Source organism: Rhodococcus sp. ACPA1 (genome assembly GCF_002300195.1).
GTDB classification, from domain to species: Bacteria; Actinomycetota; Actinomycetes; order Mycobacteriales; family Mycobacteriaceae; genus Rhodococcus_F; species Rhodococcus_F opacus.
Genome location: NZ_NSDX01000001.1, coordinates 1 through 13030, shown reverse-complemented (window position 1 = coordinate 13030; position 13030 = coordinate 1). Strand labels below are relative to the sequence as shown.

Sequence of the window (13030 nt, the reverse complement as noted above, 5' to 3'; positions counted from 1 at the left end):
CGCCGAACCCCGCGACCACCCGAGCAGGTCTGGTCGCGGGGTCATCCGGAGGCGTCCCCGAGGTCCAATTCGAGTCGGTCGTGCTCGAGCCGGACCACCCGGACGGTGCGTGAGTCGCCCGCCGCCGTGGTCACCTCGAGCCGCCCGTCGTCGGCGGGCACCCACGTCCCCTCTCGTGCCTCGTTGGCGTCTCCCCGGCCGATCGCCCAGTCGACGAACGAACCGTCCGGCCGGAATTCGATACCGCCACGCCCCCTCGCGCGCGGGAAGTCGAATTCGGCGGGCCGGTACACGCGGACACCGTCGTGGTCCTCCTCGAAGGAATGCCCCCAGCGCCCCGCGGCACTCCGGGCGACCAGCGCGGACGCGGCGGACTCCGTTCCCCCGGGCCGCCCCGTCCACAACTGCTTCCGGACGCCGTCCAGGCACGCTCCCATCCGTGCGCCCTGCCCCTTGGTGAACATCACCATCCCGGCGTCGTCCGTGTAGTCCATGTAATCCATGAACAGGTCGCCGTGGGGGCCGTTCCCGCAACTGATGTGCGGGAATCGTGGCATCCCGACGTTCTGCCCGCCCTGATTGGGGGTGTCGCCGACCTCGTCGGAGCCCCGGCATCCGGTGCCGTCGTCGCCCCAGATGTGGTAGAGGTTGAAGTAGTGCCCGATCTCGTGGGTCGCGGTGCGCCCGAGGTTGAACGGGGCACGTGCGGTGCCCGTCGTCCCGAACGCGGTGTACGTGATGACGACGCCGTCTGTGGCGACCGGACCGCCGGGGAACTGCGCGTAGCCGAGCAGACCACCACCGAGCGCGCAGACCCAGATGTTCAGGTATCGCTGTGTCGGCCACGGATCGGCACCGCCGGTCTCCGCGGACTTGACGCCGTCGTTCTGATCGAACGCATCGACTTCGGTTGCAGTTCGGGTGATTCCGTTCGTCGCCCGTCCGTCCGGATCCGTGTCGGCAAGGTAGAACTCGATTCCCGCGTCGCCGACCAGATCCTCGAACACGGACGGGACGGTGTCCACGTCGTCGTTGGTGGCCCGGAAGTCCTTGTCGAGCACCGCGATCTGGCTCTCGATCTGCGCGTCGGAGATGTTCTGCGCCGCAGTCTTCCACACGACGTGAACGACGACCGGAATCCGTGCGACGCCGCGGGCGGCGATCGACTGCAGCGCTTCCAGGTCGATGGTCTGGTTCTCGATCTCCGATCGGGCGATGCGATACGACTCCGACTCGGTCAACAGCCGCCGGTGCACATCCATCGCCCCGCAGGTGCGCTGCGTGGGCAGATCGACATCTGATTCGTTGGTGCTCATGGCGTCGGGTTCCCTTTCGGTTTCAGAGAATCAGGTCCTGGGGACGGATCAGTTCGCGAGGCAGGGCGCTCGCCTCGATCCGCTCGAGCGGATCGGCCGCGATGTAGGGCTCGAGGACCAGACCGGTCAACTGCGCGATCCGGCGCACGGGTACCTGGAACGTGCGGTATGCGCCGTAGGAGAACGCCTCCTCCCCCTCGGCGAACTCGTCCAGCAGGGCGGCCTGGCTGAGCAGGTATCCGGTGACCGAGAGACCGCCGTCCTGCTTGACCATGGCCACCATCTTCCAGAACTGACGCGGCAGCGCCACCCCCCGATATTCGGGGTCGTCGGGCGCGAGAACGGGTCCGGTGACGACGCTGACGGCGAGATCGGCGTTGTCCGCGTTCTTCAGGACGTAGTCCTCGAGGCCTAGCCACAGCGTCTGCCCGGCGTTGAAACTGTGATGTTGCGGAGTGCAATTCGTGAAGTGGAACGTGTCGTCGTTCGCCGCCTTCGCGAGATGTCCCCACGCCGGGTCGAGTCGGCGCACGAGGTGACCGCGGTCGAGCGGATTTTCGCGATACACGTCCTCCCCCGTCTGCTGATCGGCCGGAAGTCGCGGGTCGTGTATCCAACGGTCGCTGTCGCGCCGTGGACTCTGCGATTGCGTTCCGTCGATGTTCACGGCGGTGAACAGCGCGAGTGCCCGCTCGCGGTGCATCACGACGCTGAAGTGGTGATACTTCAACTCCGGTGACGCGACCGACGGCGTCCCGGGCCGCGGAAGGGGTAGCGGCGCACGCAGGAAGGTCGCGTCGTACCCGCCGCGCGTGCTGTAGTCCGGATCGATCGAGATCGCCTCGGGCGCAGCGGGTCGCCCGGCGGCGGGCGACGCGACAGATCCGAGACGGACGGTGATCTCCAGGGGAACTCGGACGGTGACTTCCTGTTCGTGTTCGACAGCCGCGGGGACCGTCGGTGCCGTCCGCTCCGCGCGGACGATCTCGTCGACGAGGTCACGCGACTGCGGGGGCAGGTTCTGCGCCCGCACGTACTCGAGGATGCGGCTGATGCGCACCCCCTCGTTGAGGACACCACCGAACTCGGTGTGCTGCGGCGCCCGCACACTCGCGTGATGCAACGCGACCACCTCCCACTGGTCGTTGAAGACCGGGGAACCCGAGGATCCGGGTTCCGTGTCTGCCGAGTAGTGCAAGAACCGCTCGGGAATGTCGACGATACGGTTCTCCCGCAGGGCAATCTGCTTCTTCTCGCCGCGAGGGTGCTGCACGATGGTCACGAATTCACCGATGACAGCCTTGCCCTCCGCCTGGATCAGCGGGTTGAAACCGAATTCGGCAAGCTTTCCGGGTTCGGCCCCGACCGCGACGAGCGCGAAGTCGCGTTCCCGGTCGGCGAGATAGAACCGACCCGGGTCCAGCGGAAACATCTGCACGGGACGCGGTCTTCCGTCGATGCCGTCCTGGTAGTCGAACTCGATCACGCTGCTGCGTGCCGTGTCCGAATTCGGCAGCACGTGATGGTTGGTCAGCAGCAGAGTGGGTGAGACGAGGAAGCCCGTGCCGTAGCCCTGCAGGGTTCCTCGTACGTCCCGGATGTTGACGCGTCCGATCGACCGGGCGGCGGCGGCACCGGCATCGAGGTATCGGACGCCGACGAAATCGGCTGTGTTGATTATTTTCTCGAGTAACTGATCCGGGAGGGTGTCCGACTCCCGATCCCCTGCCGCGTAGTAGCGACCGAGCCGGTCCACGCGCTTCGCGATCCGTTCGCGAGTATCCGCGGCGGCGAGGCCTCCGGGGCCGTTGAGTGCGTCCACGTGCTCGCCCCGCTGCGGGGCCCGTTCGCGGGCACGCAGTTCCGCCGCATCGCGCTGTCGCTGCCGTTCCGCCTCGAACGTTCCCCCAGGCATCGTGCGCTGCGACTGTCCGTCTCCGATGTTGTCGACGATGGTCATGACTCGGTCCTCACGTAGGTCGGGCGGCTCGTCCTGTGATTGCGAGCCTTCCCGTCGCGGGCACGTCGGTCATGCGTAGTGGGCTACTCGTTTCTCGGTCCGACCACGGTGTCGGCGCGTTCGTACTGTTCGACGCCGTTCCGGACGACCCGTCGGATGCGGTCGCCGTCGGCCACGAGGTCGTCGAGCAGCGGAACCGCCACTTCCGGCCGGATGGGGGTTTCCGCGAGGAGTTGCCCGAGTTCGAGTGCCTCCGACCCGAGCGCCCCGACGATGACCTTCCGCCGCGCGCAGTCCAGTGCCGCGTCCACCTCGAGCTGCTTCGCGGTGTCACCCCGCGCCGCAGGTATCGGTGTCGCCGTCTCGACCAGCAGCGCTCGGACGTCCTGCGCCGTCAGATCGCGGTCGGTCGCCCAGACCAGCATCGCCGCGACGGCCACGTACAGCGCGGCGAACGTCGTGCCGTCCATCTCCGGTCTGTCGACGACCCGCTCGCACGCCGTTCCGGTGATCGTCCGCGGCGCATAGATGTCGGGTTTTCCCGCGTCGGGGAAGTACGGGGTTTCGTGAGTGAGGGTGCCGTCGTCCTCAACGGCTCCGACGGCGAACGCATCCGCACTCCACGCGGGATACGCCGGCTCGTCCGCGTGGTCGCCCGAGGCGATCACGAGCCTTCCCTCGCTCACCAGGCGCGCAATCACCGCATTCTGCGCATCCGTCGGCACCGCGTTGCCGTAGTCGAATACCAGGATGTCCGCATCGGCCAGGGCTGCGTCCTCCATCCACCGGCAGACGTCGCGCTCGGACGGGACACCGTGCGCGAACGCCAGCTCCTGAGGAAGGAGTTCGGCCAGCGCCGATTCGCCCTGCCCCGTCTCACCGGCCACCACTCGCCCCGGAACCCCGTGCCGGATGGCGCACTGAGTGACGGCGACGGCGATCTCCTCACGACGGCCGGCAGTGAACGGGCCCGCCACCGCCAACCGCAACGCACGACGCACCGGTGCCGCGGCCGTCGCGTCGACCTCGGGCACACGGGATTCCGCGCCGAAGAAGTCGGACCCGTTGGACACCTGGGCCGCCGGCTTGACGGCGCCCACGCCGAGCTGTCGGACCAGGATCGGCAGGTCCCGCGGCTCGAAGGTCCCGTTCCGGGCGGCGAGATCGGCCAACTGCTCCCACAGTTCCAGGTGCCGCACGTCGGTGTAGAGCCGGGAGAGGTCCTCCTCCGGATAGCGGGTCAGGGTCGGCAGATTCCGCCGAATCCATTGCCACACTTCGGGCCACGACAGGGCGTCGAGACGGATCGTGCGCACTTCCGAGGCGCGAAGCGACTCCGTCAGTCCGACGAGTTCCCCGGTGGCCGCCACGCCGAGCCGCGCGTCGACGCGCCGCTGGGTCAGCAGGACGAGCGCGGCGAGAAGGTCCGAGGCACCGGGTTCGTCGCCGAGCAGCAGGTCACCGTCGTCGATCACGATCGCAATGGGGACTTCGGTGAGGTCGTCGAGCAGTCGCTCCCACCACTCGCCGGCACTGAGACTGCCCGGCCGCACGGTGCACGCCCCGGCGTCCCGCAACAGATCGGCGACGAGCCGGCACAGTTCGTGAAGCGGGTCGGGTTTCGCGAGCAGGCGTTTCGTGCTGACGAACAGATGGGCGATCTTCGGGTCGAGCTCCTCGAGCACCCGGTCCAGAAGAGCGGTCTTTCCCGTGGAGGGCATGCCGACGACGTGCAGCAATCGAGCGGTCGTCTGCCCGGACAACACGTCCACCCCCTCGCGCAGCTCCGCGAGGCGGGAGATGAAGCGGAGTTCGCCCTGACGGATCCCGATTCGCCGCGCGATCCGCCGCGGCGAGGGCTCGGGCCGCGCTTTCGCCTCCGGGTCGATGATCGCGCCGGGCTCGCTGCCACCGACGAACAGACACGGCACCGCCCAGTCGAGTAGGGGGTCACCGCTGTTCTCGTCGCCGTTGATCGCGAGCCGCGCCAGCCGCAACGCCTCGGCGACGGGCTGGCCGGCGGTCAGTGCCTGGTAGAAGAAACGAGTCAGCAGTCGCTCCGTCCGGAAGGGCAGCACCGCCTGCATCCCGATCACCATCGGGCACGCATCACGCACGCAGATGTCGGCGGACGACAGCGGCCCGGGCCACGGGTCGTCGTCGGTGGCACCGTCCGGCGCCCGGGCCGTCTCGCAGCCCGCGAACACGGCCAGCCGGAGGTCCGGCAGCTGCTGTAGCAGCAACGCGAACTCTTGGCTCGGCAGAAGCATCCCGCGACCGTTGCCCTGCTCCACCTTCAGTCCGTCGGGATTGGCATGCCCGAGGTAGTGGAAGAGGTGAAACCCGCGTCTCTGCATGCCCATTCGACTGCGGAGCCGTTCGACGGACGGGCGGTCCTCGACCACCACGCGGAGCAGACCCCGGTCGACCAGTGGCCGCAATTCCGACAGCAGGCTGCGTTTCTCGGCATACAGGTCGAACGGGGCCTCGGAATCCTCGGGACCCGACCGCAGGGGGCTCGACATCACCAGCAGGAGGTTGAGCGGCGGCTCGATCGGCGTCTGCCGCAACGGGTAGGTGCGCGACCGTCCCGACCGCACCACGTGGACGTCACGCGCCATGGCGAGGAACTGGCCGGGTCGTTGCGGATCCAGCAGCAACTCCCACGGCCAGGCGCACACTTCCTGCGGTGCGGCGAGGACGCGCACGAGGAGCTGAGTTCCCGTGGTCCGGGCCAACCCCCGGCTCTGCTGCAGCAGCGTGACGATGTCCGGGACCCCGAACACCAGATCCGTCAACACCTTCCCGACATCGAGCGCATGGGTTGCGGCGTCGGTGCGCGCGTGCCGGACGGTGTCGGTCAACCAGTCGGACGGTGTGTCGATCGTCTTCCCGGTGACGTCGTCCGGCAGCTTCCATTCCGGGACCGGTCGCCGCACCGCGAACACCGAACCCATCCGCGACTGCGCCGAGAGCCAGACGTGGTCGCCGGCCCGGAGAACGCTGATCTCCAGTGCCTCGAAACCGGGTGTCGGTCCCATGCGTCCGCGCTCCTAGACGTCCACGGACCGGGCGATCTCGTCGAGGTCGACCACACTCGCGACGTCGGTGACCGGATGCACCCCGGGAGCGCGGACGGTGATCCGGTAGTCCTGGGCGGCCAGCCCGTCGAGGCTCGTCTGCTGCCAGCCGTCGACGGTCGACGCCAACGGGTGTTCCCGACTCGGACCGCCGGCCATGGGCTCGACCGTCGCGAGAAGCCGAGCGCCCCCGGCTCCGGTGCGTGCCCGGATCACCAGCGGCTCGGCGGTCGTGACGTCGTCGACTTCCAGCGCGACCGATTCGTTCACCGCCGGAAACACGTTCGGAGGCGCGAGTGTCGCGGTGTTCAGGATTCCGCCCACATGGTCGAGCACCGGGTCGTCGTTCTGGAGGGAGCCGTGCCGCTGGCTGAAGAAGGCCGCGTTCTTCCATCCCGCCATGAGTTCGTGCGGGGTGGACGACAATTTCGGCACGGTGCCGTCGCCGCCGCTCTCGCCGGGTCCGCGGACGGTCATCGTCTCGACCTTCGTTCCGGCGAGCCGGGCGGCCCACTTGGTGGGCTGGAAGTCGCCGATGACCGGACGGATGTCGTAGCCGTCGTGTCCCGAATCCAGCCGTGCGGTGACGGCGTCGCGAAGCGCTCGGTGCAGGCGCACCGCCGCACCCATCCGGCCGGTGTCGAGACCCGTCCCCGACCAGTCGAGCGCCTTGTCGTCGAGCGCGAGCCACGACCCGTCGTCGCCCGCCATGCACCGATACGACGGCAGCAACTGGTAGGCGGACGTGAACGACCTGATCAGCGCACTGAGGTCGACGGTGAACGGGCCCCAGCCCTTGCGGAAACCGTTGACGAGGAAGTCGAGCGCATTGACCGAGCCCGAGTACGGGGTGCCGAACGTGACGAGGGTGCGGGTGTCACGCCACCCGTCCAGGAATTCGAGGAACAGCCGAGCGACGATTCCGCCCATGGAATGGCACACCAGCACGAGCTTCGCGTCCGCGTTGCCCGACTTCTCTCGCCACCGCGTCAGCCACTCGTGGGTCCGTCGGGCCAGGGCGCGGGCCGCCACCCGGTTGTCGCGCCGCCAGTCGTACGGGAACTCGAAATAGTTGTCGCCGGGAACCACCCCGAATCGGCGGACGACGTCGTCACGGAATTTCGTGTACCCGTCGATCTTCCAGTCCAGCCCGGGAACGAAGTGGAAGTCCGGGACCAGACGGGTGGCCACGACGCCGTCACCGAGGTCGTCGACGTCCGGGTCGTCGCCGTCCAGCTTCAGGCGTTTGATGTTCCCGCCCAGCGACAGCACGCCCGCCAGCGCGACGCCCGGTGTCGGCGCCCATACGTCCTTGCCGTCACGGGCGAGGACCGACCCGCCGATGCCGGGCAACAACACGACTACGTCTTTCATGGCGGCCTCCGGGATCGAACGCCCAGGAGAGGGCGGCTTCGAATCCCAGTCTTCTCTCACCCGCCGCAATACACACGAGTAGCGGACCACTCGGTTTGCAATATTTTCGTCGGGTCGCGGGGCTCAGCTCTGCGCGAAGTTGAGGTAGGCCTTCGACGGCGTCGGGCCGCGCTGGCCCTGGTACTTGGAGCCGACGGCGGAGCTGCCGTACGGGTGTTCCGCCGCGCTCGACAGCCGCAGCAGGCACAGCTGGCCGATCTTCATGCCCGGCCACAGGGTGATGGGCAGGTTCGCGACGTTGGAGAGTTCCAGCGTGATGTGCCCGTTGAAGCCGGGGTCGATGAACCCGGCCGTGGAGTGCGTCAACAGTCCGAGGCGGCCGAGCGAGGACTTGCCCTCGAGGCGTCCCGCCAGGTCGTCGGGCAGCGAACACACCTCCAGCGTGGAGCCGAGAACGAACTCACCCGGGTGCAGGACGAACGGCTCCCCCTCGGCCGGCTCGACCAGCGTCGTCAGCTCGTCCTGCCGCTGAGCTGGGTCGATGTGCGTGTACCGGGTGTTGTTGAACACCCGGAACAGGCTGTCGAGGCGCACATCCACGCTCGAGGGCTGGACCATCGAATCGTCGAACGGGTCGATGCCCAGACGTCCAGCGGAAATTTCGGCACGGAGATCGCGATCGGAGAGAAGCACAGGTAGAGGTTAACGGGTGTGGATGGCCATCGAGAGCAGCAGTTCGGTGCAGGTGTCCACGAGTTCCTCCTCGGGGAGGGTCACCGTGCCGTTCAACCACGCCGTCAGGGTCTGCGCCAGGCCGCCGACCATGAAGTGCGCGGCCAAGTCGAGGCGCGGGCTCTCGGCCACCTCGTAGTACCCGACCGTCTGCTTCGTGACCAGGCCCGCGAACAGCCGCGAACTGTCGAGGCGGCGCTGCGCCAGCACCGCGCTCGACTGCGCCACCGAGAACATGAGACGGCCCTGACGCGGATCCTCGGCGACCTCCCGCACGATGTTGCGGACGCCGGCGCGCACGATGTCGCGTTCACCCGGCCCGGCGTTCGACACGGCGTCCAGGGTGCTGGTGGCGATCCGGTCCACGACGTGGTCGTAGACGGCGACGGTGAGCGCGTCGCGGTCGGTGAAGCTCTCGTAGAAGTAGCGGCTGGCGAGTCCGGCCTGCTTGCAGACTCCGCGCACGGTCAGGGCGTGGTCGCCGTCCGCGCTGCCCAGCAGGTCGAGTCCGGCCTCGATGAGCTGGCCACGCCGTTCCGATGTGCGCTGATCGCGCTCCTGGCCGCCGTAGACGCGTCCACCGTCGCCCGTCGAGTGTCCGACGTTCGCGTTCACCGGTGCGGTAGCCATGCGCACCATCTTTCCACCGGACTCTGGACGGCGAACATATATGTGAGTACGGTCGTGTTCAGATAGCGAATCCGTGGTGGGGAGAGGGAACAAAAATGTCGACGTCACTCGAAGTACCGGACCGTCTCGATCAGGTCATGGACGGCGCCGGACTACTGGCAGGCGCCGCGAACATCATCATGCAGCTCGCCCACCCCGGGGTCGGGTACGGCGTATACGAGAGCAAGGTCGAGAGCGGCCAGCTGTTCAGGCATCCGATCAAACGGACCCGCACCACGCTGACCTACCTCGTGGTGGCGGCCCGCGGCACCGACGAGGAGAAGGCGGCGTTCCGCAAGGGCGTCAACCGCGCCCACGCCAAGGTGCGCTCCACCCCCGACAGCCCCGTGCAGTACAACGCATTCGATCCCGAACTGCAGCTATGGGTGGCCGCCTGCATCTACCGCGGATTCGAGGACGTCAACCGCGCCCTGCACGGCGACCTCTCCCCCGCAGCCGCCGAGTTCTTCTACAAGGAAGGCGCCACGTTCGGCACCACCCTTCAGGTGCCCCCGGAGATGTGGCCCGAAGACCGCATCGCGTTCGACGAGTACTGGAACAAGGCCCTCGACAAGGTGTCGATCGACGACACCATCCGCGAACACGTCCTCTCCATCGCACGCCTCGAATTCCTGCCCGCCATCGTCTCCCGCCTGTTCGGCCGGCTCAACATGTTCTTCACCAACGGCTTCCTGCCCCAGCAGTTCCGCGACGAAATGCACCTGACATGGACCGACAAGGATCAGAAGCGCTTCGACCGGACCCTCCGCACCATCGGCGCCATCAGCAGGCGCATCCCCGTCCGCATCCGGGAGTTCCCGTACAACGTGCTCATGTTCGATCTGCGACGCCGAATGAAGGCCGGCAAACCTCTCGTATGACACACCGCGAGTGTGCTCGGGTAGTCCGGATCACCATCTGATAATGTTTCCGCCGCAGGGTGTTGGGCCTGCCTACGGGCGCCCAATATCGTGCGCGCCGATGTAGTTCAATGGCAGAACATCAGCTTCCCAAGCTGAATACGCGGGTTCGATTCCCGTCATCGGCTCCGTGGGGTGTTCACCCAATAGGCCGTGTTGGGTTCACCTATTAGGCCCGGGATCGGATTCGGACCCTTATTTCTGCGCTTTCGACGCGGTTACGCCCGCTTCTTCGGTCGGTGTGCGACCCGTTCGGCGCGGTGGGAGCCGTGTTTCTGGCGAACCGTGCCTGATAGTGGGTCATTTTCGACGGACAGGCGAGGTCGGCTACCGGGATCCGTGGATTCCGTTGCCGGGCGGGGTAGCTATCTGCCGGGACGGGTGGCAGGCGACAACTCCGTGTGACACGTGGTGGCTCGATTGATGCGAGGCCGCCGGCGCGGTGTGCGCTCGGGTTCCGGTTCCCCGAGGAACCGGCCCCAACAGTCGAGCGTTCCGCGGGCGGGCGGCCGCGTCGTGCAGGATCAGCAGGTTCAACGCAGCGAGGGCGAACCCCGCGAGCAGGGTGTAGCGACGGATTCCGAAGCCGCGGAAGAACCCACGATGCATTGTCATCCGGTTCTGCTTCAGGTCGGTCGAAGACGCTCTCGATGCCGACCCTGCGGTGACAGGACGCTTCCCAGGCGAGGGTGCCGTGCTGGAACGGCATCCGCATATCCGGGTAGTCCGTGTCGTTGAGGGTGAGGGTGCGCCCGCACCCGCATTCCGTGCCGGGTGTGCAGGAGGTCGTCGGCACGCTGTGCGGTGCGCGCATCGAGGTCGGGTTGTTCGGGCAGCGGACCCGCGCCGGTGGGACGGCGGGCCCGCGGTAGCGGCGCGCCCCGTCAGGTTGGCGGGCCCCGTGCGGGACGAAGGCGTAGGCCTGGCGCGCCTGGTGACGTCGCTCGGTTCGGGCACGGACCTCGTCCTTCATGTCGACGTCGATCGGGTCGAGATCCTCGAGTCCCGCCGGCAGGCTCGCCGAGTACAGGGTGCCGTCGATCCATATCGTGTGTGTACCGTCGCGTCCCGGGTGCGTCCCGCGCTGGTTCGGGTGCAGGTCGTAGATGGTGGTGTAGCCCAGCCGCCAGACCGGGATCGCGAACTTGTCGTCGGTGACGAAGTTGTAGGCGCGGTCGGCGATGAGATGGCGCGGCTTGCCGATGCGGTCGCCGAGCGCCTCAACAGCGGGCATGCCGCTGAATCCCTTGTTCGACCCAGCCGGCGAAAGGTTCATCGACCGCGCGACGTGCACCACCGGTAGTTGGCCGGGCGCCGACACAACATCGGTGACGACATGGAGATCGGACCCGCAGAAGAACATCGTTCCTCGAGCTCCGGACTACGCCATCCCATCCGGGCGTCAATGTCGATCGTGTAGATGTCGCGGCCGTCCGCGCCGACCGGGGCATCCGGGAGGTGATGGCCGCGGCGGCGGGCATGCGGATGGTTCGGATCCAGTGGGGCGAGCGGATGATCGGGTGGCGGAGGCGAGTCGGGGGTCGGCGTCGACGACCGGTTTGCGGTGCCGCACCCGCCCCCACGTCGAGATGTCGGTCGAATCCAGGACGCCGGCACCGGTCGGCGGGAAACACCACAACGAGGCATCGAGCAGTGCCTGCGCGAAACGGCACTCGTCCCACTCCGGATACCGCGGCGAGCGGGTATGCCTTCATCAACCGGCGCAGCGCGTCGTTGACGCTCTTGTAGCTGATGCCGACGTCCGTCTGCAGCCCGGGACGCCGCGTTGCCAGTCCGACCATCCCCGCACGACTTCCGCGACCAGCTGAAAAGCACACCCGGGAGAGGACCGAGGAGATGCGAACGTGTCAACACCAACCCCGGATCCGACACGGCAGCGCGCACCCTCATCACCAAGCTGAGAGCACTCCTCGGCACGAAACTCGTTGCATACCTTGCCGAAGCACCCGACACCGCCATCGTTCACGGATGGCTGCACGGCACCACCCGATCCTTCCCAGATGCTTCCTCCCGTTCGCCTGCACTCGGACCGCGATCATGGCCTGCAGGTCGCGGCCAAGCGCGATGGGGTCGATGTCGGCATGGACCCCGCGGATCACCCCGCGTTCCACGAGCGCCCGCACCCGTCCCAGGCAGGTCGACGGCGCGATACCGGCCAGCGCTGCGAGCGCAGTGTTGGGCGTGCGGGCATCGCGCGAGAGCTGATCGAGCAGGATGCGGTCGATGCCGTCGAGCGGCGTGTCGTATCAGCCGCCAGCCGCGGTGGGCGGCTGCGTATCCGGCGGCCGCGCCGAGGCCCGCACTGACAATCAGGCCGGCGATCAGGAACGGGATGGGGTCCACCGATTCCATACGCCCGGAAGCGGATGGTTCACCGACATACCCCGTGGTGAACCGCACCGGGTACGACAACCACCAGGCGAACAGGCTGGTACACACCAGGCCCGCGCCGAGTCCGAGGGCTGTCCCGATCAGTATCAGCGTCCGCACAAGATCAACTTCGCGACACCAGCTGTGCTGTTACCGCGGTGCCCGCCCGAGTGCCGCCTGGGCCGGCTCGCCACGGCATATTCCGCCCGAACCTGCACGAAATCCTTGGCCAAGGTGCTCAGACTGCATTTTACAGAGCAAAAAGTGTCTTCAGCTGGTGTTTTGCCAGGGACGCTGCGTAAATGTTTCCTTACAATAGTCACCCCGCACAGACCATGAGTGACGTGGTGCGACTCCTGAGTCGCCGCGTTTCTGCAGGTTTGCCGATTGGCCGGCATGTGCGTCACTTCGACAGAAGGAGTCGCTGCACCGCTATTCGCTGGTGCTGTGTGTCGGCTGGTCGGCTGCAGCTGTGGCGGCGAGGTTGGTGGCCGCCCAGTTGGCGAGCAGCGTCATGGCGTCGGCGGACGGGCTGCCGGGTTCGACGCTGTAGAGGGTCAGGACCAGGCCAGGGTCGGCGGGCAGCGG

Annotated in this window: 8 protein-coding genes, 1 tRNA gene and 2 pseudogenes; 2 read left to right on the top strand and 9 right to left on the bottom strand. The window is 67.5% G+C overall.

Annotation, left to right across the window (positions count from 1 at the left end; translation table 11 throughout):
• Positions 1–41: 41 nt before the first annotated feature.
• The 6 genes from CJ177_RS00060 to CJ177_RS00035 form a co-directional block, all read right to left on the bottom strand.
• Positions 42–1316 (bottom strand): zinc metalloprotease, encoded by a 1275-nt coding sequence (locus tag CJ177_RS00060; RefSeq protein WP_095867021.1) that lies wholly within the window; start codon positions 1314–1316, stop codon positions 42–44.
• Positions 1317–1338: 22 nt separating this feature from the next.
• Positions 1339–3276: a DNA/RNA non-specific endonuclease gene (locus CJ177_RS00055; RefSeq protein WP_095867020.1), complete on the bottom strand. Its 1938-nt coding sequence runs from the start codon at positions 3274–3276 to the stop codon at positions 1339–1341.
• Positions 3277–3359: 83 nt separating this feature from the next.
• Positions 3360–6317 (bottom strand): CHAT domain-containing protein, encoded by a 2958-nt coding sequence (locus CJ177_RS00050; protein ID WP_095867019.1) that lies wholly within the window; start codon positions 6315–6317, stop codon positions 3360–3362.
• 12 nt (positions 6318–6329) lie between these two features.
• Complete coding sequence (locus tag CJ177_RS00045; RefSeq protein ID WP_095867018.1) at positions 6330–7730, bottom strand: hypothetical protein; 1401 nt, start codon at positions 7728–7730, stop codon at positions 6330–6332.
• A 123-nt stretch (positions 7731–7853) separates the two neighbouring features.
• Positions 7854–8423 carry a dCTP deaminase gene (dcd, locus tag CJ177_RS00040; protein ID WP_005238072.1) on the bottom strand — a complete coding sequence of 190 codons (570 nt, stop codon included), beginning with the start codon at positions 8421–8423 and terminating at the stop codon, positions 7854–7856.
• A gap of 9 nt (positions 8424–8432) precedes the next feature.
• Positions 8433–9101: a TetR/AcrR family transcriptional regulator gene (locus tag CJ177_RS00035; RefSeq protein ID WP_025432034.1), complete on the bottom strand. Its 669-nt coding sequence runs from the start codon at positions 9099–9101 to the stop codon at positions 8433–8435.
• Positions 9102–9187: 86 nt separating this feature from the next.
• Between CJ177_RS00035 and CJ177_RS00030 the strand changes: the two genes are divergently transcribed.
• Together CJ177_RS00030 and CJ177_RS00025 are read left to right on the top strand one after the other, a co-directional pair.
• Complete coding sequence (locus tag CJ177_RS00030) at positions 9188–10012, top strand: oxygenase MpaB family protein (RefSeq protein ID WP_061697992.1); 825 nt, start codon at positions 9188–9190, stop codon at positions 10010–10012.
• 96 nt (positions 10013–10108) lie between these two features.
• Positions 10109–10179 (top strand) — tRNA-Gly (locus CJ177_RS00025).
• Between the two features lie 41 nt (positions 10180–10220).
• Here the strand turns inward: CJ177_RS00025 and CJ177_RS47225 are convergent.
• The 3 genes and pseudogenes from CJ177_RS47225 to CJ177_RS48040 all read right to left on the bottom strand — a co-directional run.
• Positions 10221–11285, bottom strand: a complete 1065-nt coding sequence (locus tag CJ177_RS47225) for a hypothetical protein (protein WP_179443137.1) — start codon at positions 11283–11285, stop codon at positions 10221–10223.
• Positions 11286–12057: 772 nt separating this feature from the next.
• Positions 12058–12297 (bottom strand): annotated as a pseudogene (locus CJ177_RS00015) (Lrp/AsnC family transcriptional regulator); the annotation flags it as partial.
• 577 nt (positions 12298–12874) lie between these two features.
• Positions 12875–13030: pseudogene (locus CJ177_RS48040) on the bottom strand (transcriptional regulator); the annotation flags it as partial.

What these genes read in the sequence shown, in the direction of transcription:
- CJ177_RS00030 (WP_061697992.1), top strand. Translation starts at nt 9,188, where the DNA reads ATGTCGACGTCACTCGAAGTACCGGACCGTCTCGATCAGGTCATGGAC.
- CJ177_RS00050 (WP_095867019.1), bottom strand. Translation starts at nt 6,317, where the DNA reads ATGGGACCGACACCCGGTTTCGAGGCACTGGAGATCAGCGTTCTCCGG.
- CJ177_RS00035 (WP_025432034.1), bottom strand. Translation starts at nt 9,101, where the DNA reads ATGGTGCGCATGGCTACCGCACCGGTGAACGCGAACGTCGGACACTCG.
- CJ177_RS00055 (WP_095867020.1), bottom strand. Translation starts at nt 3,276, where the DNA reads ATGACCATCGTCGACAACATCGGAGACGGACAGTCGCAGCGCACGATG.
- CJ177_RS47225 (WP_179443137.1), bottom strand. Translation starts at nt 11,285, where the DNA reads ATGCCCGCTGTTGAGGCGCTCGGCGACCGCATCGGCAAGCCGCGCCAT.
- CJ177_RS00045 (WP_095867018.1), bottom strand. Translation starts at nt 7,730, where the DNA reads ATGAAAGACGTAGTCGTGTTGTTGCCCGGCATCGGCGGGTCGGTCCTC.
- CJ177_RS00060 (WP_095867021.1), bottom strand. Translation starts at nt 1,316, where the DNA reads ATGAGCACCAACGAATCAGATGTCGATCTGCCCACGCAGCGCACCTGC.